This is a genomic window from Pseudomonas sp. PD9R (assembly GCF_019200975.1).
In the GTDB taxonomy this organism is placed as follows: Bacteria; Pseudomonadota; Gammaproteobacteria; order Pseudomonadales; family Pseudomonadaceae; genus Aquipseudomonas.
Window position 1 is genome coordinate 1 of record NZ_JAHTMR010000021.1, and the last position, 22,503, is coordinate 22,503.

General features: G+C 58.3%; 22 protein-coding genes. 6 read left to right on the forward strand and 16 right to left on the reverse strand.

Going from position 1 to position 22,503, the window contains the following annotated elements; all coding sequences use genetic code 11:
* On the forward strand, window positions 1–1,310 hold a 1,310-nt coding region (locus tag KUF73_RS27625), incomplete at its 5' end, for an RHS repeat-associated core domain-containing protein (protein ID WP_218441132.1).
* Window positions 1,311–1,340: 30 nt separating this feature from the next.
* On the opposite strand, the gene KUF73_RS27630 is transcribed toward KUF73_RS27625, so the two are convergent.
* From KUF73_RS27630 to tcyJ, 10 genes are all read right to left on the reverse strand, one after another.
* On the reverse strand, window positions 1,341–1,985 hold the full coding sequence (locus tag KUF73_RS27630; RefSeq protein WP_218441133.1) for a methionine ABC transporter permease: 645 nt from the start codon (window positions 1,983–1,985) through the stop codon (window positions 1,341–1,343).
* Complete coding sequence (locus KUF73_RS27635) at window positions 1,975–3,108, reverse strand: methionine ABC transporter ATP-binding protein (protein WP_218441134.1); 1,134 nt, start codon at window positions 3,106–3,108, stop codon at window positions 1,975–1,977. Before KUF73_RS27635 ends, KUF73_RS27630 begins: the two co-directional genes overlap by 11 nt.
* A gap of 2 nt (window positions 3,109–3,110) precedes the next feature.
* Window positions 3,111–3,920 (reverse strand): MetQ/NlpA family ABC transporter substrate-binding protein, encoded by an 810-nt coding sequence (locus KUF73_RS27640; protein WP_218441135.1) that lies wholly within the window; start codon window positions 3,918–3,920, stop codon window positions 3,111–3,113.
* 118 nt (window positions 3,921–4,038) lie between these two features.
* A complete protein-coding gene (locus tag KUF73_RS27645) occupies window positions 4,039–5,397 on the reverse strand; it encodes an LLM class flavin-dependent oxidoreductase (RefSeq protein WP_218441136.1) in 1,359 nt (452 codons plus the stop codon).
* Window positions 5,397–6,590, reverse strand: coding sequence for an SfnB family sulfur acquisition oxidoreductase (locus tag KUF73_RS27650; protein ID WP_218441137.1), 1,194 nt, complete (start codon window positions 6,588–6,590; stop codon window positions 5,397–5,399). Before KUF73_RS27650 ends, KUF73_RS27645 begins: the two co-directional genes overlap by 1 nt.
* Before the next feature lie 23 nt (window positions 6,591–6,613).
* Entirely contained in the window at window positions 6,614–7,855 is a 1,242-nt protein-coding gene (locus tag KUF73_RS27655; RefSeq protein ID WP_218441138.1) for an SfnB family sulfur acquisition oxidoreductase, read from the reverse strand.
* Between the two features lie 366 nt (window positions 7,856–8,221).
* Complete coding sequence (locus KUF73_RS27660) at window positions 8,222–8,950, reverse strand: hypothetical protein (RefSeq protein ID WP_218441139.1); 729 nt, start codon at window positions 8,948–8,950, stop codon at window positions 8,222–8,224.
* Window positions 8,951–9,421: 471 nt separating this feature from the next.
* Window positions 9,422–10,177, reverse strand: coding sequence for an L-cystine ABC transporter ATP-binding protein TcyN (tcyN, locus tag KUF73_RS27665; RefSeq protein WP_218441140.1), 756 nt, complete (start codon window positions 10,175–10,177; stop codon window positions 9,422–9,424).
* Window positions 10,178–10,181: 4 nt separating this feature from the next.
* The gene (gene tcyL / locus KUF73_RS27670; protein WP_218441141.1) at window positions 10,182–10,847 is read right to left on the reverse strand and encodes a cystine ABC transporter permease; all 666 of its coding nucleotides are present in this window, start codon (window positions 10,845–10,847) and stop codon (window positions 10,182–10,184) included.
* Complete coding sequence (gene tcyJ / locus KUF73_RS27675) at window positions 10,847–11,647, reverse strand: cystine ABC transporter substrate-binding protein (protein ID WP_218441142.1); 801 nt, start codon at window positions 11,645–11,647, stop codon at window positions 10,847–10,849. The genes tcyL and tcyJ overlap by 1 nt, the downstream gene beginning before the upstream one ends.
* A 21-nt stretch (window positions 11,648–11,668) precedes the next feature.
* On the opposite strand from tcyJ, the gene KUF73_RS27680 reads away from it, so the two are divergent.
* Entirely contained in the window at window positions 11,669–11,926 is a 258-nt protein-coding gene (locus tag KUF73_RS27680) for a hypothetical protein (RefSeq protein ID WP_218441143.1), read from the forward strand.
* A gap of 10 nt (window positions 11,927–11,936) precedes the next feature.
* Here the strand turns inward: KUF73_RS27680 and KUF73_RS27685 are convergent, their stop codons facing one another.
* Complete coding sequence (locus KUF73_RS27685; RefSeq protein WP_218441144.1) at window positions 11,937–12,944, reverse strand: D-cysteine desulfhydrase; 1,008 nt, start codon at window positions 12,942–12,944, stop codon at window positions 11,937–11,939.
* Window positions 12,945–13,134: 190 nt separating this feature from the next.
* On the opposite strand from KUF73_RS27685, the gene epsC reads away from it, so the two are divergent.
* Together epsC and betT are read left to right on the forward strand one after the other, a co-directional pair.
* On the forward strand, window positions 13,135–14,061 hold the full coding sequence (gene epsC, locus KUF73_RS27690; RefSeq protein ID WP_218441145.1) for a serine O-acetyltransferase EpsC: 927 nt from the start codon (window positions 13,135–13,137) through the stop codon (window positions 14,059–14,061).
* A 366-nt stretch (window positions 14,062–14,427) separates the two neighbouring features.
* Window positions 14,428–16,383: a choline transporter BetT gene (gene betT / locus KUF73_RS27695; RefSeq protein ID WP_218441204.1), complete on the forward strand. Its 1,956-nt coding sequence runs from the start codon at window positions 14,428–14,430 to the stop codon at window positions 16,381–16,383.
* Window positions 16,384–16,391: 8 nt separating this feature from the next.
* On the opposite strand, the gene KUF73_RS27700 is transcribed toward betT, so the two are convergent.
* Window positions 16,392–16,652: a hypothetical protein gene (locus KUF73_RS27700; protein WP_218441146.1), complete on the reverse strand. Its 261-nt coding sequence runs from the start codon at window positions 16,650–16,652 to the stop codon at window positions 16,392–16,394.
* Window positions 16,653–16,806: 154 nt separating this feature from the next.
* Complete coding sequence (locus KUF73_RS27705; protein ID WP_218441147.1) at window positions 16,807–17,547, reverse strand: SDR family oxidoreductase; 741 nt, start codon at window positions 17,545–17,547, stop codon at window positions 16,807–16,809.
* Window positions 17,548–17,667: 120 nt separating this feature from the next.
* Between KUF73_RS27705 and KUF73_RS27710 the strand changes: the two genes are divergently transcribed.
* Window positions 17,668–18,558: a LysR family transcriptional regulator gene (locus tag KUF73_RS27710; RefSeq protein ID WP_218441148.1), complete on the forward strand. Its 891-nt coding sequence runs from the start codon at window positions 17,668–17,670 to the stop codon at window positions 18,556–18,558.
* 176 nt (window positions 18,559–18,734) lie between these two features.
* Window positions 18,735–19,772, forward strand: coding sequence for an L-glyceraldehyde 3-phosphate reductase (gene mgrA, locus KUF73_RS27715; RefSeq protein WP_201235989.1), 1,038 nt, complete (start codon window positions 18,735–18,737; stop codon window positions 19,770–19,772).
* 72 nt (window positions 19,773–19,844) lie between these two features.
* On the opposite strand, the gene tauD is transcribed toward mgrA, so the two are convergent.
* The 3 genes from tauD to tauB form a co-directional block, all read right to left on the reverse strand.
* Window positions 19,845–20,684, reverse strand: a complete 840-nt coding sequence (tauD, locus tag KUF73_RS27720; RefSeq protein ID WP_218441149.1) for a taurine dioxygenase — start codon at window positions 20,682–20,684, stop codon at window positions 19,845–19,847.
* 191 nt (window positions 20,685–20,875) lie between these two features.
* Window positions 20,876–21,709: a taurine ABC transporter permease TauC gene (gene tauC / locus KUF73_RS27725; protein WP_218441150.1), complete on the reverse strand. Its 834-nt coding sequence runs from the start codon at window positions 21,707–21,709 to the stop codon at window positions 20,876–20,878.
* A complete protein-coding gene (gene tauB / locus KUF73_RS27730) occupies window positions 21,706–22,500 on the reverse strand; it encodes a taurine ABC transporter ATP-binding subunit (RefSeq protein ID WP_218441151.1) in 795 nt (264 codons plus the stop codon). Before tauB ends, tauC begins: the two co-directional genes overlap by 4 nt.
* Window positions 22,501–22,503 lie beyond the last annotated feature (3 nt).

The window sequence follows — 22,503 nt, forward strand, 5'->3', positions numbered from 1 at the left end:
ACTACGAATGCTACCGCTACAACCGCCCCGGCCATCGTTTGCGCAAGATCCATTTCAGCCAAACCAATCGCAGAACCCTGCGGGCTGAAGTCCGCTATCTGCCCAACTTGGAGATCCACCGCCAGACCGATGGCGAAGAGCACCATGTCGTCAGCATCGAAGCAGGGCGCAGTAGCGTACGCACCCTGCATTGGCCCGATGGCGCTCATGACGATCAACTGCGCTACAGCCTTAGCGATCATCTGCGTTCCAGCACGTTGGAATTGGACGGCGAGGCCGGTGTGCTGACTCAGGAACGCTACTATGCCTTCGGCGGTACGGCCTGTTGGGCGGGGAAAACTGCGTTGGTGGCGCAGTACAAAACAATTCGCTATTCGGGCAAGGAAATGGATGCGACGGGGCTTTATCACTATGGATATCGCTATTACGCGCCATGGTTGCAGCGATGGATTAATCCGGATCCTTTTGGAGATGTCGATGGTTTAAATATATATCGATCCTTCAATAACGGCCCGATCACTTTTTTTGATGCTGAAGGTACAGTTGTTTTGAATTTTTCTTCGGATCCGAATAAAAGACCAAGGGGGGACGGGGTAGTCAATGCGAGGCTTGTTGTGGACTATGAAATTCCGAAAATGCGTCCGGGACCAGAGTTTGTTTACTATCTCAGTCAATCACGGCCTGGAAATAGCTTTACTGGTATAGCAAATGTTGAACTTAACGGATCGCTTAGTGGTGTGGTGGATATATATCCTTTGAAGCCGAATCCATGGGCAAGCGCAAGTGAGCAAAAAACTTCTTATGAAGGAAGTCTGCATGATGCAGGAGTCCCAATAGAACATGGAGGCATTAGTAGCGGGATGAAAGTTGCGCATCGCCAAGCGATGGAGATTTTTTCAAGACCTGAAAATTTCACAATCGGATTTACTCTGAATGATGTTCGAGATTTACCGTTTCAGACTGGTCAGGTCTATAAAAAATCGCCCACATTAATTGGAACGTCAAGGTCGATTAATAAGCCAAAAACTTATAGGGTTTCGGAAGAGTTTGTTTCCGTTGGCGCAAATATTGATGATTATAACAAGGCGTATAATATGTTTGTTGATGGCTCGTTAGAGGTGTTTGGGGGGTTTGAAGAGATATCAATAGAGGTAAAAGCAGAACTGTTAAAAATGTTTGCGACGGTCAGTGATACATTGGAACAGAACTCGTCATCATTGAGGCAGTTGTTTGAAGCGGAACTCTTTAGGCCGGAACTACAAGTGCCGCGTAGACCCAATCACCAGAATGAGAGAGCGCTTCATTTTTAAAAAACGAAACGCTAGCGAGCCTGCTCCCACTCACCGCTTATTCAACCCCCGAGCCAACCGATCCCCACCCAATTGAATCACCGCCACCAACGCCACCAGCAGCACAATCACCATCAACATGATCTGGCTATCAAACCGCTGATACCCATACCGATACGCAATGTCCCCCAACCCACCGGCACCAATCGCGCCGGCCATGGCCGATGAGTTGATCATCGTCACCAGCGTAATCGTGAACCCACCAACAATCCCGGGCAGCGCTTCAGGCAACAGCACATGCCAAACGATGTGCCCGCGCCGGCAGCCCATGGCTTGCGCCGCTTCGATCAAGCCGTGATCGACCTCGCGCAAGCTGACTTCGGCGATGCGCGCAAAGAACGGTGTCGCCGCGATGGTCAGCGGCACGACGGCCGCCCAGACGCCGTAAGTGGTGCCGACGATCAACCGGGTGAACGGAATCAGCGCCACCATCAAAATCAGGAACGGCACCGAGCGGAACAGGTTCACGAACGCGCCCAGTATGCGGTTCACGGTCGGTGCTTCGTAGATGCCACCCTTGGAACTGGTGACCAGAATTACCGCCAGCGGAATGCCCGCCAGCAGAGCGATCAACGACGACACGCCGACCATCAGGAACGTGTCTATGAAGCCTTGCAGCAAGCGATCAAACCACATAACCCAATACCTCAACCTGTTGCGCCCACTGAGCGGCACGCTGATGCAGTTCTTCGGCGGCGAAGGGCGAGCCTGTCACCGCCAGCAGCAGTTGCCCCAGCACGTGTCCCTGAATCCGTTCAACACCACCCTGAAGCAAGCGCACGCGACCGCCGAGTGCACTGAACAGCGCGGCGATGTCGGGCTCGTCCTGAGCTGTTCCGGTGAATTGCAGGCGCAGCACAACGGCGTCCGCCGAAGACTGCGGTTGTGTGTGCAAACGGCTTTGCAACTCTGGCGGCAGCGCATGTTGCAACGGTGCGAGCAGGGTCTTGCTGACCTCATGCTGCGGGTTGCCGAACACTTCCCACACCGGCCCTTGCTCGACGATTCGGCCGTGTTCGAGGACAACCACGCGATCACAGATTTCGCGGATTACTGCCATTTCGTGGGTGATCAAAATGATGGTCAGGCCCAGGCGCTGATTGATCTCGCGCAGCAGGCCGAGGATCGATTGCGTGGTCTCCGGGTCCAGCGCCGAAGTAGCTTCGTCGCAGAGCAAAATCGCAGGGTCGTGAACCAATGCGCGGGCGATCCCGACGCGCTGTTTCTGCCCGCCGGACAGCTGCGCCGGGTAGGCGTTGTGCTTGCCTTGCAGGCCCACCAGTTCCAGCAGTTCGCGGACTTTGCGGTCGCGGTTTTCTTTCGGTACTCCGGCGACTCTCAGCGGCAACTCGACGTTCTGCCAAACCGTCTTGGCCGACATCAGGTTGAAATGCTGGAAGATCATGCCGATGCGCCGACGCAGCGCCACCAGACGGTCTTCATCGAATGCGCCGATATCGACTTGATCGATCAACACCCGACCCGAGGTCGGTTGTTCGAGGCGGTTGATGGTGCGGATCAACGACGACTTGCCCGCGCCGCTGCGGCCGATGATGCCGAACACTTCACCGCGCTGGATGGCCAGGTCGATGCCGTGCAAGGCCGCGACCGGCCCTTGTTTGCCTTCGTAGGTTTTGCCCAGGCCGATGAAGCGCACGTGGGCACGATTGAGTTCTGGATGCAGCTCGGTTTGTTCAGCGTGCTCTGAAACAAGGCGGGGCTCTGGAATTTCCAGTCGCAGTTGGGTTGCGGCCGTCATGCTCAGCTCTCCCAACCGGCTTGATAGAGCTTGCCGTGCGCTTTATCCAGCGCCGCACGGACAGCTGGCGAATGCTGGTAAATGTCGACGAATTTGATCAGGCGCGGGTCGGTTTTGCTTTTCGGCTGGATCACGAACTGAATCACGTATTCCTTGTGATCGAGGCCGTCGAACAGCAGGGCGGAACCAGCATCGAAGGTCTTCGACAGGCGGATGTAGGCTGGGTAGCCCTGGACCAGATCGGCGTCGTCATAGGCGCGCACCAGTTGCACGGCTTCGACCTGAAGGATTTTGATTTTCTTCGGGTTGGCGATGATGTCTTCTTCGGTGGCTTTGTAGCCGACGCCCGGCTTGAGGGTGATCAGACCGGCCTTGGCCAGCAACTGCAAACCACGGCCGCTGTTGATCGGATCGTTGGCGATGGCCACGTTGGCGCCTTCTGGCAATTCATCGAAGCTTTTGTATTTTTTCGAGTAGAGGCCGACGTTGTTGATGATTCCTGGCGCGAACGGCACCAGGTCAAAACCGGAGGCGGCTTTGGCGTTTTCCAGGAACGGGATGTGCTGGAAGTAATTCACGTCGATGTCGCCGGCGGCAAGGCTGACGTTGGGGGCGATCCAGTCGGTGAACTCTACGAGCTCGACTTTCAGGCCTTGTTTGTTGGCCTCTTCGACGGCGGCTTCCAGCGGAATGGCGAAGGCGGCGGTGGTGCCGATTTTCAGCGGGGCGTCGGCGGCGAAGACCGCAGAGCTGAACAGACCGAGGGCCAGGGCCAGTGCTTTGACTGGGTGAGAGAAGAGGTTTTTGGTCATGATGGTTTTCCAGTCAGTGCATTGAATTTGTGGTGTTTGGTCGGGCCTCATCGCGAGCAAGCTCGCTCCTACAGGGGACTGCAGTGCTCTTGTAGGGCGAGGCTTGCCCGCGAAGCTTTTAGCGGCGAAATGCCGAACCGGTATGTTGTGGTGGTAATTGCGCCCCTTCGCGAAACAGCTTTTCCCGCAAGCTGCCATTGTCATAAGCGGTCTTGTACGACCCGCGCCGTTGAAGCTCGGGGATCACCTGTTCAATGAAATCCACATAGCTTTCCGGCGTGACAATGCGCGTGAGGTTGAAGCCGTCGAGGCCGGTTTCGGCGATCCATGATTCCAGTTCGTCAGCCACTTGCTCGGGCGAGCCGACCACGGTGATGTAGCGACCACCGAGGGCGTGTTGCTCCAGCAATTTGCGCCGGGTCCAGTCGTTGTTTTGCAGGTTTTTGGTGGCGGACTGGATCGCGTTGCTTTTCACGTACTGGATCGGTTCGTCGATGGCGTATTCGGAAAAATCGATGCCGGTGGACGCCGAAAAATGCGCCACGCCGGCCTCGGCACTGGCATAGCTCAGGTATTCGGCGTGTTTCTTCCAGGCCAGTTCTTCGGTGGCATCGACAATCACGTTCAGCCCCATGAACACCTTGATGTCCTCGGGATTGCGCCCTGCCTCAACGGCGCTGGCGCGGACCTTGTCTACCTGCACTTTGGTCGACGCTTTGGTCTGGCCGCTGATGAACACGCACTCGGCGTGGCGGCCGGCGAACAGCAATCCACGATCAGAACTGCCAGCCTGGAACAGCACGGGCGTTCGCTGCGGCGACGGTTCGCAAAGGTGATAACCCTCGACCTGATAGAACTCGCCTTTGTGCTCGACCTTGTGCACTTTCTCCGGTTGCGCGTAGATCCTCTGCTGTGGGTCGTTGAGCACCGCGTCGTTTTCCCAGCTGCCTTCCCAGAGTTTGTAGAGCACTTGCAGGTATTCATCGGCCTGATCGTAACGACGGTCGTGTTCGACTTGTTCGCTCAGGCCCATGGCCTTGGCGGCGCTGTCGAGGTAGCCGGTGACGATGTTCCAACCGACGCGGCCACGGCTCAGATGATCGAGCGTCGACATGCGTCGGGCGAACAGGTACGGCGGTTCGTAGGTAAGGTTGGCGGTCAGGCCGAAACCGAGGTTTTTCGTCACCGCGGCCATGGCTGAAACCAGCAACAGCGGATCGTTGACCGGCAGTTGGATCGACTCTTTCAGCGGCACGTCCACCGAATTCTGGTAGACGTCGTAGACCCCGACGATGTCGGCGATGAACAAACCGTCAAACAGTCCGCGCTCCAGCAACTGCGCGAGCTCTGTCCAATATTCGATGGTTTTGTACTGGGTGGAGTTATCCCGTGGATGGGTCCACAGGCCGTGATTGATGTGCCCGATGCAGTTCATGTTGAACGCATTGAGCAGGATTTTCTTCTTGATGGCGGTCATCAGAGGGTCCCCCGCAACGGAGGGTTTTCATCATTGAGGTAGTAATTGCCGACCGCGTGATACTTCCAGCGCACCGGGTCGTGCAAGGTGTGCACGCGAGCGTTGCGCCAGTGGCGATCCAGGCCGTGTTCGATCAGCGTCGCCTGGCTGCCGGCCAGTTCAAACAAGGTGCTGCCGGCGGCCAGGGAAATTTCGGTGCTGATGGCGCGGGCTTCGGCGACAGCAATCGACGCGGCAGCCACCGTCTCGGCGTTGCTCTCGGCCTGGGCTTTATCGAGGAATTCGCCGGCGCGTTCCAGCAAGGCTTCGGTGGCATGCAGGCGAATGCTCAAGTGGCCGAAACTCTTGATGGTCAGCGGGTCTTCGGTGGCTTTTTCGTGGGTGGCGTCGATCCATGGCCGGGTTTTGGTGCGCACGAAGTGCAGCGCATCTTCATAGGCGGCGCGGGCGATGCCGGTGTCGATGGCGGCATGGAGAATCTGCGCCAACGGGCCGACCGGCGTTGGCCGTTCGAATGCGCTTTGAAACGGGATCACGTCGTCGGATGCTACAAACACATCTTCGAACACCACCGAACCGCTGCCGGTGGTGCGCTGGCCGAAACCGCTCCAGTCGTCGATCACCGTCAGGCCTTTGCTGTTACGCGGGACGAATGCCAGTTGCTGTACGCCGTTTTCGTCGATCACCGAGGTCGGAATACGCTGGGCGTAAATCGCGCCGGTGGCGTAGAACTTGCGACCATTGATGCGATAACCGCTGCCGTCACGTGTCAGGCGGGTGACGCGATCGTGGGCGGTTTTGGTGCCCAGTTCGGCGAGGGCATTGCCGAAGCGCTGACCGGCCAGCACTTCGGCATATAGACGTTCTTTCTGCTCGTGGCTGCCGTTTACGCGCAGCACTTCGAGGGCATAAAAATGGTTTTGCGGGATCTGCCCCAGCGAGCCGTCAGCCTGTGCGATCAGCGCGATAACCTTGGCCAGGGTGACGTTGGAAACACCGGCACCGCCGTATTCTTTCGGCACGCTGATGCCCCATAGGCCCGAGCGGGAAAATACTTCCAGTTCCGGGTGCGGCAAACGACGTTCGCGGTCGCGCAGGGCGCTGTCGCGTTTGAAATCTTCAGCCAGGTCGCTGGCGATGATCAGGGCTTGCTCATCGCTGGTGATGACCGCGACGTGTTGAGAAATTGACATGTGTTTCTCCAGAGGTCTGGTCGTTAAATCCAGGAGTGGCGTGCCGGCAGAGTGCCGTTCAAGTGATAGTTACCGACTGCGTGATACTTCCAGCGCACCGGGTCGTGCAGGGTGTGCACGCGGGCGTTGCGCCAGTGGCGGTCAAGGTTGAATTCGGCGAGGGTGGCGCGGCTGCCGGCCAGTTCGAAGAGCTTTTCGCTGGCCAGCAACGAGATCTCGGTGGTGAGCACTTTGGCTTCGGCCACGGCAATCGAAGCACGGGCGGCGGACTCGGCGGTGAGTGGCGCGGCACTGACCTGATCGAGCACTTGCCCGGCCTTGCGCAGCAGCGCTTCGGCGGCATGCAGTTCGATTTTCAGTTTGCCGATGTCGGCGATCACGTACAGGTCATCGCTGGCGCGTTCGACCTTGGCGTCGATCCACGGCCGGGCCCGTGTCTTCACGAACGCGATAGCGTCGTCGATAGCGCCACGGGCAATGCCGGCGTCGATGGCGGCTTGAATCAGCTGAGAGACGGCGCCCTGGGTATTCGGCTTGTCGTTGATCTTCCAGTTATCCACCACCAGCTCGGCGTCGACCCGCACGTTGTTGAGCAAAATAGTGCCGCTGGCGGTGGTGCGCTGGCCAAAACCGGACCAGTCATCGACGATCCGCAACCCCGGCGTGCCACGACGCACAAAGGCCAACACCTGCTTGCCGTCGTCATTGAGCGCCTTGACCGCCACCCAATGCGCGAACAGCGCGCCAGTGGAGTAAAACTTCTGCCCGCTGAGAACAAAACCATCACCGTCGGCGGTGATGCGCGCTTTCAGATCAAGGGTGTTTTTGGTGCCGCGCTCGGGCCCGGCATTGCCGATGCGCCAGCCGTCGAGCACGCTTTTGAACAGCTGTTTTTTCTGCGCTTCGGTAGCGCTGCCCAGCACCAGATTGAGAATGCCGAACTGGTTTTGCGGGATCTGCCCGAGTGCCGGGTCTGCCGCGGAAATGATCGCGAACACCTCAGCCAGGGTGACGAAGGAAACCTGCGGGCCGCCGTACTCGCGCGGGATGGCAATGCTGCCCAAACCGCTGCGGGTGAACTGTTCGATTTCCGACCACGGCAGCTTGCGCTGCTGGTCGCGTTTGGCCGCTTGCAGGCGGGCGACTTGCGCCAGCTCATGGGCGGCCTTGATCGCTTGTGCGTCGTTGCGCAATACCTGCGCGGGCAACAACAATGGGGCGACGTCCAGATCACTCTGAACTAATGCGTCTGCCAGACTGGACATCAGTGCCACTCCTTGGCTGCACGCAATGCCCTGGCGATCTGCACTGGGGTGATTGTGTTCCGGACCATACCTACCTCACATCTCATGGAAGCGCCGCAGGCTGCGGCGATCGAAAACAAGAATGTCCGGTGGTCCGGTGCATATACCCTAAGCGTTTATAAATAAGTTATGAACTAACTTTTAGGAATATTGATAGAAGTGTGCCGGCGCGAACTGTACGCAGGGCAACAGTTGTTCTTGTAGCAACAGTTCAAGGTCGCATTCGGGTTCTGTAGGAGCGAGCTTGCTCGCGAAAAACGTGAAGGCGATGCGTTTATCCAGGTAGCCCGCGTTTTCGTTAACGTCCTTCGCGAGCAAGCTTCGCTCCTACAGTGGGGTCTTCAAGTAAGGATTGGCGCAACCAATCTTCAGCGTCCGCGCCGGCGCCCAGCGTGAGTTGTTCCCTACCCGGTCGAGGATGCAGTAAGTCACTTCCAGCCGCAGGTCTTCGCCGGCCTCGACAATGATCGCCGGCGGCACCCAGACCTGTATCGGCTGGCCGACATCGCTGGCCTTGAGGCGGGGCAGGTCCATGCGGACATCGCCCCAGCGCAGGGTAATCTCGTCGTCGGCGGCCATGTTCAGGTAGGGCTCGATGGTCAACGGTACACCGCGCTTGATCTGGTTCGGGTTGACCCCTTGACGACGAATCGTCTCGGGAATACTCACCGGGGCCAGGCTTTGATTTTCGTCGCCACACAGTGCCGAAGGCTGTCCGCCGGGGCCGTCGAGTTTGATGTGTACACGCCTGGCAGCTGATACCGATGCGCCTTGTCCGATCTGCATGACATGGTAGTGAACGCGCGCGGTGCCATTGGCAATAAAGCTCTCGGGTACGCGCAACTGAACGGGCTGACCCACATCGTGGGCTGTCAGGACTCGGGAGGCGACGTAACAGTTGTCCCAGAACAGTTCGATCAGGTCGCCTTCGTCCATCGCCGGGTACGGCGGTACGTCGATCAACTGATGCGCTGCCGAGATAATGTTGATACCGATCTTGTGAGTTTGCGCCAGGGTCGGGGCCACAAGTTCGGTTTTATTTGAAGTGCTTGTCATGGGTTTCTCCTTGAAGCCTTGCAGTGAAGTCCGTTTCTGAAAGTTCAAAAGGCGCGAATTGCCAAGTAACAAAGCGGCTGATTATTTTCCCGTTTTTAAATAGTGATTGGCGCCTGTTGGAGGCTAGATAAGAGCGCGACCGAATCAGTGTCAATAGGGTTTGTTAGTTAGGTTGTGGATATCGCGTTATTCAGAATGTTCCTACGCGACAGCGTTAATAAGCTTTCCTGATCTGTCGAATATGACTGCGGGTTTTGTGGATTTTTGGCCGTAAAGCAGGCAACTCTCTGCCAAGGCAGTGCCAGTTTTTTTTGGGATTTTAGGCGGGATTAATCTATTGCGGGACATAAATATGTACCGCCGTTAGCAATAACAGTTGCTGTGCGACGATGCTGTTTTAATAAAGAGGGATTGTTAATAAAGGCAGGTTCAACTTCCATCCATGGAAGTCAATACGTGTGCAGCGGTCACTCAGTTGTGAGCGTTATTCAGGAATTTGCTGAGAAACTGTTTGGTACGTTCTTCTTTAGGGTTGGCAAACAGCGCCTTGGCTTCGCCTTGTTCGACGATCACGCCCTTGTCGAAAAACACCACACGGTTGGCCACATCACGGGCGAAAGCCATTTCGTGGGTGACGATGACCATGGTGCGATTTTCCTGAGCCAGGCCGCGGATAGTCGCCAGCACTTCGCCCACAAGCTCCGGGTCGAGTGCCGAGGTCGGTTCATCGAACAGAATCACTTCAGGTTCCATCGCCAGCGCACGGGCAATCGCCACACGCTGTTGCTGACCGCCTGAGAGGCGACGCGGATAAGCATCTTCCTTGCCCGCCAGGCCGACCTTGGCCAACAGCTTTTTACCCAGGACAACGGCGTCGGCAAGCGGGATCTTTTTTACAATGATCGGGCCTTCGATGACGTTTTCCAGGGCGGTGCGATGGGGGAACAGGTTGAAGTTCTGGAACACGAAACCTACATGCTGGCGCAAACGACGCACCAGGCTTTGCTGCTGGTTCAACGGGCGGCTGGTATCGATCTCGATGTCACCGACCTTGATCCGGCCACTGGTAGGTTCTTCCAGGAAGTTCAGGCAACGCAGGAACGTGGTCTTGCCCGAGCCGCTCGGCCCGATGATCGCCACTACCTCGCCTTCCTTCACTTGCAGATCGATGCCGTTGAGCACGACTTGACCCTTGAACTGCTTTGTCAGTTTTTCCACGACAATCATGGGGTCAGGACTCCTGATCGTGCCGATTGACCCGGGCTTCCAACTGGTTCTGCAGGTGCGAAAGCACTGTGGCCAGAATCCAGTAGATCAGCGCGGCGGCAAGGTACATGGTGAACACTTCGAAGGTACGGGCGGTGATCAGCTGCGCCTGGCGGAACAGCTCCGGCACCTGAATGGTGGCCGCCAGTGCAGTGTCCTTGACCAGCGAAATGAAGCTGTTGCCCAGCGGTGGCAATGCGGTGCGCATGGCCTGCGGAATAATGGCCCGGCGCAGGGTTTGCGCACGGGTCATTCCGATACTGGCAGCCGCTTCCCACTGGCCGCGCTCGATGGAGCTGATCGCGGCACGCAGGATTTCACAGGCGTAAGCGGCCATGTTCAGCGAGAAGCCGATCAGGGCCGCCGGCAGCGGATCGAGTTCCATACCCAATTGCGGCAAGCCGTAATAGATCACGAACAGCTGCACCAGCAACGGCGTGCCGCGAAAGAACGACACGTAGATGCGGGCGATCCAGCTCACCAGCTTGAAGCGCGACAGGCGCATCAGTGCCAGGCCGAAGCCCAGCACGAGACCGAAGAACATCCCGCCCAGGCTCAAGATGACCGTGTAGTACGCTCCCTTGAGCAGGAAGGGCAGGGAGTCCAGTGCGAGTTGGAAAGCTTCGTTCATTATTGGGTGACGTCAGCGCTGAAGTATTTTTCCGAGAGCTTTTTCAGGGTGCCATCGGCGCGCAGTTTGTCGATCGCTTTGTTGATCGCGGCCAACAGTTCAGGCTCGCCTTTGCGCAGGGCAATACCCGCTTCCTGACGGGAGAAAGCATCACCGGCGGCGGTGGTGTCCTTGGCCTTCTTGGCGTATTCCAGCGCTGCCAGGCGATCGATCAGAATGGCGTCGATACGGCCGACGCGCAGATCCTGGAACTTGGTCGGATCATCATCATAGGTCTTGATAATGGCTTTCGGCTGATTGTCCTTGAGCCATTGCTCGTAGTTGGTGCCTAGTCCTACACCGACTTTTTTGCCATCCAGATCAGCAGCGGACTTGATGTTCAGCTCGGCGGCCTTCTTCGTCAGTACCAGCGCCTGAATCCCGGAAACGGTGTAAGGCTCGGAGAAGTCGTATTTCTTCTTGCGCTCTTCGGAGATGGTTACCTGGTTGATCACAACGTCCAGGCGCTTGGACTCCAGGGCTGCGAGGATGCCGTCCCATTTGGTCGGTTGCAGTTTGACTTTGACGCCCAGCTCTTTGGCCAGGGCTTCGGAGAATTCAACTTCGAAGCCGGCCAGTTTGCCGTCAGCGTCGACGAAACTGAACGGTGGGTAGGTGCCTTCCAGGCCGACGTTGATCACGCCGGCGTCTTTGATTTTTTGCAGTTGCTCACCGGCAACTGCTTGCCCGATCAGGCCGGCGCTCAGCGCCAGGCCCAGTGAACCCACCAGCAGATTTCGACGTAGTGCGGAAAAATTCATGACAAGCCCCTGTGTTTTCTTATGGAAGACGCTTTAGGAAAGTTGGCAAATTCGGGATTTGAACGACTGCGATATCGTGCCCTAAAGCAGCTTATGCGTCTCGCTGCAAATTCGCCTGCGATGCGACTATATGATGGCGTTTTTAGAATAGAAAATAATAATTTTAGTTTTTGTTATTCATTTAAAGAATATGCGGTGTTCCATGGAAAAGATCGCAGCCTTCGGCAGCTCCTACATAAATCGGCGTACCTTGAGCTGCCGCAGGCTGCGATCTTTTGATCTTTGGCGCTTACAAAAAGCTGGTATAGCCAAACAACGCCGGTGCCCCACCGGTGTGCAGGAATATGATCGGGCCATCATCAAAACGCTGACGACCAATCCCGTCGAGCAAACCAGCCATGGCCTTGCCGGTGTAGACCGGATCAAGCAGCAGCCCTTCCTGACCCGCCACCAGCTTCACCGCCGCCAATGTTCCGGCATTCGGTTCGCCATAACGCGGCGCGAAATATTCATCCCACAACTCGATCTTGAAACTCGCCGGCAGCTTCACACCCAGCAACTCGGCGGTACGCTCGGCCAGGCCCTGTACCTTCGGTCGTTGATCCTCATCACTGCGGGACACCGTGACACCAATCACTGGCAATTCCGGCAATGTCTCGCTTAAAGCCAACGCCAAGCCACTGTGGGTCCCGGCGCTGCCGGAGGCCAGGACCACGGCGGCGAAATTCAGGCCGGTGTCCTTGATTTGTTCGGCCAGTTCGAGACCCGCGCGCACGTAACCCAGAGCACCCAATGCATTGGAGCCGCCAATCGGCACCAGATACGGTTTTTTGCCGTTGCTGCGCAGCCGAGCGGCCAAGGCTTGCAGTTGTTCATCGGCGTTATCCAGGTTTTCGACCCGCTCGACTTTGGCATCAAACAGGTCGAGCAACAGTCGATTGCCGTTGCCGACATAATTGGCATCGTCGGTGCCCAGCGGGTTTTCCAGCAGGGCGACGCAGCCCAGCCCCAGCTTGGCGGCAATGGCAGCGGTCTGGCGCACATGGTTGGATTGCAGCGCGCCAGCGGTAATCAAGGTGTCGGCGCCCTGGGCCAAGGCATCGGCGGCCAGGTATTCGAGCTTGCGCAGCTTGTTGCCGCCCATTGCCAGCGGGGTCAGGTCATCGCGTTTGACGTATACATCGCGACCCAGCCAGGTCGACAGGCGCTCGAGTTTTTCCAGGGCGGTCGGCTGACCGAGCAGGTCGAGACGGTTAAAGCGGGCAAGCTGTTGTTTGAACGGCTGTTGATTGAACATAGTTCCGTACTGGCGGAGGGAGATTGAAGGACTATAGGCACGCCTATTTGAAGGGGCAACCGCCAATCGCTTATAGCCAATAGTGCTTAACACAGCACAATTGGTTCTTAATTTGGCTTGCGGGCCTTGCCGTAAAGTAATCGCCGTTGACGCGGCCAGACCGTCCGGCCGCCCGTGAGGAGTTTTTACCGTGAGTGAGCGTTCCAGCCATTGGCAATTGCAGAGCATCGTCAGTCAACTGCGCACGGCACGTGACCAGTGGCGAGCACAAAACGGCCGGGCCAGCACCGAACAGGGTGGTCGCGAGTTGCCGTCCCGGGCGGCCATGGCGGAGATTCTCGAAGCCCTGTGTGGGGCGCTGTTTCCGATGCGGCTGGGGCCGGTGGACTTGCGCGAGGAGAGTGAAGACTTCTACGTCGGTCACACCCTTGATGTGGCGTTGAATGCGTTGCTGGCTCAGGCACGGCTCGAATTGCGTTATGCCGCTCGCCACAGTGCCCAGGCGGATACTGAGGTCGAAGCCAAAACCATCCAGATCATTCAGGACTTCGCCCTTGCCTTGCCAGGGTTGCGCAGCCTGTTGGATACCGACGTGCTGGCGGCCTATCACGGCGACCCGGCGGCGCGTAGCGTCGATGAAGTGCTGTTGTGCTATCCGGGGATTCTGGCGGTGATTCACCATCGCCTAGCCCATCATTTGTATCGCTCCGGTTTGCCGTTGCTGGCGCGGATCAGTTCGGAAATCGCCCACTCGGCCACCGGCATCGACATTCACCCCGGCGCGCAGATTGGCCGCAGTTTCTTCATCGACCACGGGACCGGCGTGGTGATCGGCGAGACGGCAATCATTGGTGAGCGGGTGCGGATTTATCAGGCGGTGACCCTGGGCGCCAAACGCTTCCCGGCGGACGAAGACGGCCAGTTGCAGAAGGGCCAGCCGCGGCATCCGATCGTCGAGGATGACGTGGTGATTTATGCCGGTGCGACGATCCTGGGGCGCATCACCATCGGCCAGGGTTCGACCATTGGCGGCAACGTCTGGCTGACCCGCAGCGTACCGGTGGGCAGTAACGTGACCCAGGCGAATCTGCAGCATGATGACGGGGCGCAGAAGTAAAAATTGCCCCCTCTATAGGCCTGTAGACCCGTAGGAGCTGTCGAGTGCAACGAGGCTGCGATCTTTTGATTTTAAAACATCAAGATCAAAAGATCGCAGCCTCGTTGCACTCGACAGCTCCTACAGTCCTACAGGCCTGCAGTCCGCAGACCTACAGAATTCTATGACCGTCGAGCCCTGCGATTAGTCCTTAGCCTCCTATCCATGTTTAAATTGAACGTTCATTCAAGTTAAACCGGTGGTTCGCCGCCCGCTCACAACAGGAGGCTTGCCTTTGCTGAGTCCGATTTCTACAGCCACGTTTTACCCCTTCGAGGTGCACCGTTCATGAGTGCATCGTCCATCCCCTCAAGCGGCCTGGTCCGCATGAATCCGCCGGTGTTCTACTTCGCGGCGAGTTTCATTCTGTTGTTCGGCGTCGTCGTTATCGCCATGCCCGAACAAGCCGGCGCCTGGTTGCTGGCGGCGCAAAACTGGGCGGCCAATACGGTCGGCTGGTACTACATGCTCGCGATGACGCTGTATCTGGTCTTCGTGGTGGTCACCGCGTTATCAGGCTACGGCAAGATAAAACTCGGTGCCGACCACGACGAGCCCGAATTCAGCTACCTGTCCTGGGCCGGCATGCTGTTCGCCGCCGGGATCAGCATCACGTTGTTTTTCTTCTGCGTGTCCGAACCGCTGACCCACATGATCCAGCCGCCGCAAGGCGAGGCCGGCACGGCGGATGCGGCGCGTCAGGCGATGCAGATTCTGTTTCTGCACTGGGGCCTGCATGGCTGGGGCGTGTTTGCCTTTGTCGGCATGGCGCTGGCCTATTTCGCCTATCGGCATAACCTTCCGCTGGCCTTGCGCTCGGCGCTGTATCCGTTGATTGGCAAACGAATCAACGGTCCCATCGGCTACGCCGTGGACGGCTTCGGCATCATCGCCACGGTGTTCGGCCTTGGTGCCGACATGGGCTTCGGCGTGCTGCACCTCAACTCGGGTCTGGACTACCTGTTCGGCATCGCCCACACCCAATGGATTCAGGTCGGCCTGATCACGTTGATGATGGGTGCGGCGATCATCGTTGCGGTGTCCGGCGTCGATAAGGGCGTGCGGGTAATGTCCGACATCAACATGCTGCTGGCCTGCGCGTTGCTGCTGTTTGTGTTGTTCGCCGGCCCCACGCAGCACCTGCTCAACACCTTGATCCAGAATATTGGTGATTACCTCGGCGCCTTGCCGATGAAGAGTTTCGACCTGTACGCCTACGGCAAACCCGGCGACTGGCTGGGCGGCTGGACGGTGTTCTATTGGGCCTGGTGGATTGCCTGGTCGCCATTCGTGGGTTTGTTCATCGCACGGATTTCCCGTGGCCGGACCATTCGCGAATTCGTCTTCGGCGTGCTGCTGATCCCGCTCGGCTTCACCCTGGCGTGGATGTCGATTTTCGGTAACAGCGCCATCGACCAAGTGCTCAATCACGGTATGAGCGCGCTGGGCATGTCGGCTATCGACAATCCGTCGATGACGCTCTATCTACTGCTGGAAACTTACCCGTGGAGCAAAACCGTCATTGCGATCACGGTGTTCATCAGTTTTGTGTTCTTCGTCACCTCGGCCGATTCTGGCACCGTGGTGTTGTCGACGCTATCCGCCACGGGCGGCAATCCAGATGAAGACGGGCCGAAATGGTTGCGGGTGTTCTGGGGGGCGATGACCGCGCTGGTGACCAGTGCGCTGCTGTTCTCCGGCAGCATCGATGCATTGAAGTCAGCGGTGGTGCTGACCTCGTTGCCGTTCTCGCTGATTTTGCTGTTGATGATGTGGGGGCTGCACAAGGCGTTTTATCTGGAGTCGCAGAAGCAGATTGCGCAGCTGCACTCACTGGCGCCGGTATCGGGTTCTCGACGTGGTGGCTGGCGCCAGCGCTTGAGTCAGGCCGTGCATTTTCCGTCGCGTGACGAGGTCTATCGCTTCCTCGATTCAACGGTGCGTCCGGCCATTGAAGACGTCTCGGCGGTGTTCGTCGAAAAAGGCTTGAAGGTCATCACGCACCCGGAACCGGTCAATGACAGCGTCAGCCTGGAAATCGGTCACGGTGACGAGCACCCGTTCATCTATCAGGTGCAAATGCGCGGCTACTTTACGCCGTCCTTCGCCCGTGGCGGCATGGGCTCAAAAGAGCTCAATAACCGTCGTTATTACCGGGCTGAAGTGCACTTGAGCGAGGGCAGTCAGAACTACGATCTGGTGGGGTACACCAAGGAGCAGATCATCAACGACATCCTTGATCAGTACGAACGGCACATGCAGTTCTTGCACCTGGTGCGTTGACCGATGTTTCACGCTTCGCTGGTCAGCACCATGAACAGCACCAGCGCCGCCACCGGCACACTGAACACCACGGTGCCGACCACCAGCTCAGTGCTCAACGGCTGGCCGGCATTGACCATGCCGATGGCGCCGTTGATCAGCGTCAGCGCCAGCCACAGGGCCACGAAACCGTAAGTCAGGGTCAGGCGGCTGAAGCCGATTTTCTCGCCGATGAACAGCATCAGGGCGAGCAGGATCAGGCCGAAGGTGATGATGATGGTGGTGTGCATGGTGGGTCTCGCCCTGCAGATGCGCTGTCTGTTAGACCGTCTTCGCGGGCAAGCTCCGCTCCTACGGGGCTCAGCGGTAAATCTGTAGGAGCGAGGCTTGCCCGCGAAGGCGGTCTCATTGGATCACTCCGTCATATCGAGCATAGCGTCGTCCTTAAACCAACCCACCATTCACCCGCAAAATCTGCCCATTGACCCAAGCCGAATCCGGTCCGACCAAAAACGACACAACACGGGCGATATCTTCCGGCTGACCCAACCGCTCCAACGGCGCCATCTTGGCGAAGGTCTGGATCTGCTCCTCACTCTTGCCATGCAGAAACAACTCAGTCGCTACCGGCCCCGGAGCCACCGCATTGACCGTGATATTGCGCCCGCGCATTTCCTTGGCGAACACTTGGGTCAGCGATTCCACCGCCGCTTTGCTGGCAATGTACACCGCGTAACCCGGCAGGTTCAGGCCGACGGTGCTGCTGGAAAAGTTGATGATCCGCCCGCCGCTGTTCAGGCGTGTGGCCGCTTCACGCAGGGTGTTGAAGGTGCCGCGTGCGTGGATATTGAAGTTCTGCTCGAACAGCTCGTCGCTGTGTTGCGCCAATGGCATGACCTTTAGGATGCCGGCGTTGTTCACCAGCACATCGACCTTGCCCAGTTGCGTTTCGGTTTCGTCGAACATCCGCCGCACATCGTCGGCATTCGCCACATCAGCCTTGATCGCTATGGCCTGATGGCCGGCCTGACGCAGCTCCACCACTAGCTTCGAGGCTTCGCTGGCGCTGTTGGCGTAGTTGATGGCGACGGCGAAACCTTCGCCGGCCAGTTGTCTGGCGATCACCGCGCCGATGCCGCGTGAGGCGCCGGTCACGAGGGCAACTTTCGAAGTCTGGTGAGTCATGGATCTGTTCCTGTTGATTGGGTGTGAAGCCAATTTCACATGTTTACTCAGGCCGATAAATGCACGAGAGTTGCCTTGACTGTTCAATAATCGCCAACAATCGCGCACCCGGAGTTCAACGTGGATCAAGTCAAAGCGATGAAGGTGTTCGTGCGCATTTATGAGCGCAGCAGCTTCACGCTGGCGGCGGATGACCTGAACCTGCCGCGCGCGACGCTAACCCATACGCTGAATCAATTCGAAGCCTGGCTTGGCACACGGTTACTGGAGCGCAGCACGCGTAAAGTGCGCCCGACGCTGGATGGCGAGGCGTATTACCAACGTTGCGTGCAGTTGCTGGCGGAGCTTGAAGAAGCCGAGCTGGCGTTTCGCGGCGTGGCACCGAAAGGGCGGTTGCGAGTCGACTTGCACGGCACGCTGGCCAAACATTTCGTGATCCCGGCCCTGCCGCAATTCATGGCGCGTTACCCGGACATCGAGCTATCGATCAGTGAGGCCGATCGCTTCGTCGACCTGATCGCTGAAGGCGTCGATTGCGTGCTGCGCGCCGGCACCTTGAACGATTCGACATTGATTGGCCGTCGCGTGGCCAACCTGCGTCAGATCACCTGCGCCAGTCCCGCCTACCTGCGCAAATACGGCGAACCGACAAACCTCGACGACCTGAAACACCACCGCGCGGTGAACTACGTTTCGCGCACCACTGCCAAGTTGTTTCCGTTCGAGTTCATGGTCGATGGCGAGCTCAAGGAGGTCGCCATTGAAGGTGCCGTTTCAGTGTTTGGCGCGGAAATCTACGCTGCCTCGGCGATTGCCGGCCTCGGCCTGATTCAGTGCCCGCATTACCGAATGGAAGCGCAAATCGCCCAAGGACTGGTGAAGGAAATCCTCACCGACACACCACCGCCACCGATGCCGGTTTCTGTGTTGTATCCGCATAACCGACAGATGTCGCCACGGGTTCGGGTGTTTGTGGATTGGTTGGGGGAGGTTTTTGCGGGGGAACGGTAAAGATCAAAAGATCGCAGCCTGCGGCAGCTTCTACAGAGGAATGATGTTGAACATGAAATATGTGAAACGTTTCAGCATTTTATCGAGTCCGAGGTTTACCGGCATTTGACTGAGCGTATGCTGGGCGACTGGCGAAGCAGTCGATACCAGATTCAAGACAGACAAGAGAGGATTCGATGACTTACACCGCTGCCGAAAACCGCTACGACTCCATTCCTTACCGCCGCGTTGGCCGCAGCGGACTGGTGCTGCCGGCACTGTCCCTGGGCCTGTGGCACAACTTTGGCGACAGCACGCCGATCGACACCCAGCGGGCGTTGTTGCGCACGGCGTTCGACCTGGGCATCAACCATTTCGACCTGGCCAACAACTACGGCCCGCCGTACGGCAGTGCCGAGATCAACTTCGGGCGGTTGCTGCGTGAAGACTTCAAGCAGTACCGCGATGAATTGATCATCTCCAGCAAGGCCGGCTGGGACATGTGGCCCGGCCCTTACGGTCAGGGCGGCGGTTCGCGCAAGTACGTGCTGGCCAGCCTCGACCAGAGCCTGCAGCGCCTTGGCCTCGACTATGTGGATATCTTCTATTCGCACCGCTTCGACCCGGACACGCCACTGGAAGAAACCGCCAGTGCGCTGGCCACGGCCGTGCAACAAGGCAAGGCGTTGTACATCGGTATCTCGTCCTATTCCGGGGTGAAAACTCGCGAAATGGCCGCGCTGTTAAAAGAGTGGAAAGTCCCGCTATTGATTCACCAGCCGGCGTACAACCTGCTCAACCGTTGGGTCGAAAAAGACCTGCTGGACACCACCGACGAACTTGGCACTGGCGTGATTGCCTTCACGCCGTTGGCTCAGGGGCTGCTGACTGACAAGTACCTCAACGGCGTCCCGGAAGATGCGCGGGTCAACCGTCCGGGAGGTGGTTCATTGCAGGCGTCCCACTTGTCCGAGGCCAACATCGCCCATGTGCGGGCACTGAATGAGATCGCCAAGCGTCGTGGTCAGAGCCTGGCGCAACTGGCGCTGGCCTGGACCCTGCGTGATCCGCGCGTGACCTCGGCGCTGATCGGTGCGAGCCGGCCGGAGCAGATTATCGAGAACGTCGGGGCGTTGAAGAACTTGAGTTTTAGCGCAGAGGAACTGGCAGAGATTGACCGGTTTGCCCAAGAGGGCGGGATCAATCTTTGGGAGAAGCCTTCGACGGCTGAGTAACCGTTAAAAAGCAAAAGATCGCAGCCTTCGCATTCCCATGTAGGAGCTGCCGCAGGCTGCGATCTTTTGATCCTAAAAAAACGGCACATCCCCCAACACCGTCGCCCGCTGCATCACTCTTCGCGCCGGACGGTAGTCATCCACCGCGTAATGCTGGGTCACGCGGTTGTCCCAAAAAGCAATGTCGTCTTGCTGCCAGCGCCAGCGGATGGTGAATTCCGGTCGGGTGGCGTGGGCGAACAAAAACTTCAGAATCGCCTCGCTTTCAGTGTCCGACAGCTCATTGATCTTCGAAGTGAAGCCTTCGTTGACGAACAGCGAGCGACGCCCGCTCACCGGGTGCGTGCGGATTACCGGGTGCGACAGTGGCGGGTTTTTCCGGCGTGCTTCTTCCCACTGAGCCAACGCTTCAGGCGTGTTGCCATAGCGCTCCAACGGAAACGAGCGGGTGAAATCGTGGGTAGCGGTCAGTCCCTCAAGCAAGGTTTTCATCGACGCCGACAACGCTTCATACGCTGCAATACCACTGGCCCACAGCGTGTCGCCGCCAAATTCCGGCAGCAGCTTGGCGCTCAGCACCGCGCCCATGGCCGGGGTCGGCAGGAAGGTCACGTCGGTGTGCCAGATCGCGTTGTCGCGCACGTCGGTGACGGCCGTATCGAGGATCAGCACTTCAGGTTGTTCCGGCACATTGGGGTAAATCGGATGAATGTGCAGGTCGCCAAAATTGGCGGCGAAACGCGCCTGTTGCTGCGGCGTGATCGGCTGGTCACGGAAGAACAGCACCTGATGCTTGAGCAGCGCTTGCTCGATGGCATCGCGTTGTTCGAGGGTCAGCGGCTGGCTGATGTCGACGCCGCTGATTTGCGCGCCGAGGGCGAAACTTAAGGGGACGATGGTCAGGTGGCTCATGGTGGTTCTCTTAAATTTTGGGTGTCGTACATGAACGTTGTGAACGACACCGCCCCTGTAGGAGCTGTCGAGTGAAACGAGGCTGCGATCTTTTGATGTTGTTTTTAGAGAGCAAGATCAAAAGATCGCAGCCTCGTTTCACTCGACAGCTCCTACAGGGTTGATCCAAATAAAGGGGCAATCCAAATGCTTCAGTGCGCCTGGCCGTGCCACGGCACACATTTACGTTGCAGGGCGCGCAAGCCCATTTCCATGGCGAAGGCGATCAGCGCGATGACCAGAATCCCCAGCACCACCACATCGGTGACCAGGAACTGCGCAGCCGACTGCACCATGAAGCCCAAGCCACTGGTGGCAGCGATCAGTTCGGCGGCAACCAGCGTCGACCAGCCGACGCCCAGGCCAATGCGCACACCGGTCAGAATATCCGGCAAGGCACTCGGCAGAATCACATGGCGAATCAACTGGGCGCGGGTTGCACCCAACGACTGCGCGGCGCGCAATTTGGCCGGGTCGACAGTGCGCACGCCGGTGGCGGTGGCGATGGCAATCGGGGCAAAAATCGCCAGATAGATCAGCAAGACTTTCGACAGCTCACCGATGCCGCACCAGATCACGATCAACGGCAGATAGGCCAGCGGTGGAATCGGGCGGTAGAACTCGATCAGCGGATCGAGAATGCCGCGCGCGATGCGGTTGTGACCGATGGCGATGCCCACCGGAACGGCGGTCAGCACGGCAAAGCCGAGGCCAAGACCGATGCGGCCGAGGCTCGCGCCCAGGTGCTGCCACAGCGTCGAATCCATGTAACCGCTGGTCGCCAGCAGCCAGCCTTTTTGCAGCACGGCGGACGGTGGCGGCAGGAACAACGGTTCGATTAAACCGGTGGCGGTGACAGCCCACCAAATGGCTACGAGCGCGACCAGCGTCAGTACGCTGATCCAGCGCGTGCTCAAGCTGCGCCGGACCGGGATCACTGTCGAACCGGTTTTCACTGCGACGGCCGGAATTTCATAGCTGCTCATGCGCGCTCCTGCCGCTGGGCGGCGCTGCGTTGGGAGAACACTTTGGCAAGTACGTGTTCGCGGGTTTCGATGAAACGCGGGTCGGACTTGATTGCCCGAGCCGACTCGCCAGCGGCGTAACGCTGACCGAAATCCAGGCTCAAGCGTTCGACGATTTGCCCTGGATTAGGTGCCAGCAAAATCAGGTCGGTGGCGAGGAATACCGCTTCTTCGATGTCGTGGGTAATCAGGAACACCGGTTTGGCGGTGCGTCGCCAGACTTGCAGCAGCAGCTCCTGCATCTGTTCGCGGGTGAAGGCATCGAGGGCGCCGAAGGGTTCGTCCATCAGCAACACTCGTGGGTCGGCAGCGAGGGCGCGGGCCAGGCCAACACGTTGTTTCTGGCCGCCGGAGAGTTGCCAGATCCGACGCTGTTCAAATCCCGAGAGGTCCACCAGCGCAAGCATTTCCCGAGCGCGGATTTCGCGTTTGTCCCGAGCAATGCCGGCCAGTTCCAGGCCGAAACCGACGTTGGCCAACACGTCCTGCCAAGGCAGCAGAGCGTCGTCCTGGAACACTACACCGCGCTCGGCACTCGGGCCTTTGACCGGCACGCCATCAAGAGTGATGCGCCCGGCACTGGGCTCGACGAAACCGGCAATCAGGTTCAACAGCGATGTCTTGCCACTGCCGGACGGGCCGAGGGCGACCAGCAATTGCTGGGGCCCAAGGCTCAGGGAAATATCCGCCAGCACAGGTTCTGCTGCACCGGGGTACTGTGCGCTGATGCGCTCCAGCTGTAGCAAGGCCATCGC

Bases quoted from the DNA above. Each gene is read 5' to 3' on its own strand.
- KUF73_RS27700 (WP_218441146.1), bottom strand. From the start codon at position 16,652: ATGCACACCACCATCATCATCACCTTCGGCCTGATCCTGCTCGCCCTG.
- tcyJ (WP_218441142.1), bottom strand. From the start codon at position 11,647: ATGAATTTTTCCGCACTACGTCGAAATCTGCTGGTGGGTTCACTGGGC.
- KUF73_RS27685 (WP_218441144.1), bottom strand. From the start codon at position 12,944: ATGTTCAATCAACAGCCGTTCAAACAACAGCTTGCCCGCTTTAACCGT.
- tauD (WP_218441149.1), bottom strand. From the start codon at position 20,684: ATGAGCCACCTGACCATCGTCCCCTTAAGTTTCGCCCTCGGCGCGCAA.
- KUF73_RS27705 (WP_218441147.1), bottom strand. From the start codon at position 17,547: ATGACTCACCAGACTTCGAAAGTTGCCCTCGTGACCGGCGCCTCACGC.
- tauB (WP_218441151.1), bottom strand. From the start codon at position 22,500: ATGGCCTTGCTACAGCTGGAGCGCATCAGCGCACAGTACCCCGGTGCA.
- KUF73_RS27630 (WP_218441133.1), bottom strand. From the start codon at position 1,985: ATGTGGTTTGATCGCTTGCTGCAAGGCTTCATAGACACGTTCCTGATG.
- KUF73_RS27645 (WP_218441136.1), bottom strand. From the start codon at position 5,397: ATGACCGCCATCAAGAAGAAAATCCTGCTCAATGCGTTCAACATGAAC.
- KUF73_RS27655 (WP_218441138.1), bottom strand. From the start codon at position 7,855: ATGTCCAGTCTGGCAGACGCATTAGTTCAGAGTGATCTGGACGTCGCC.
- mgrA (WP_201235989.1), top strand. From the start codon at position 18,735: ATGACTTACACCGCTGCCGAAAACCGCTACGACTCCATTCCTTACCGC.
- KUF73_RS27640 (WP_218441135.1), bottom strand. From the start codon at position 3,920: ATGACCAAAAACCTCTTCTCTCACCCAGTCAAAGCACTGGCCCTGGCC.
- betT (WP_218441204.1), top strand. From the start codon at position 14,428: ATGAATCCGCCGGTGTTCTACTTCGCGGCGAGTTTCATTCTGTTGTTC.
- KUF73_RS27650 (WP_218441137.1), bottom strand. From the start codon at position 6,590: ATGTCAATTTCTCAACACGTCGCGGTCATCACCAGCGATGAGCAAGCC.
- KUF73_RS27635 (WP_218441134.1), bottom strand. From the start codon at position 3,108: ATGACGGCCGCAACCCAACTGCGACTGGAAATTCCAGAGCCCCGCCTT.
- KUF73_RS27660 (WP_218441139.1), bottom strand. From the start codon at position 8,950: ATGACAAGCACTTCAAATAAAACCGAACTTGTGGCCCCGACCCTGGCG.
- KUF73_RS27680 (WP_218441143.1), top strand. From the start codon at position 11,669: ATGGAAGACGCTTTAGGAAAGTTGGCAAATTCGGGATTTGAACGACTG.
- tauC (WP_218441150.1), bottom strand. From the start codon at position 21,709: ATGAGCAGCTATGAAATTCCGGCCGTCGCAGTGAAAACCGGTTCGACA.
- tcyN (WP_218441140.1), bottom strand. From the start codon at position 10,177: ATGATTGTCGTGGAAAAACTGACAAAGCAGTTCAAGGGTCAAGTCGTG.
- tcyL (WP_218441141.1), bottom strand. From the start codon at position 10,847: ATGAACGAAGCTTTCCAACTCGCACTGGACTCCCTGCCCTTCCTGCTC.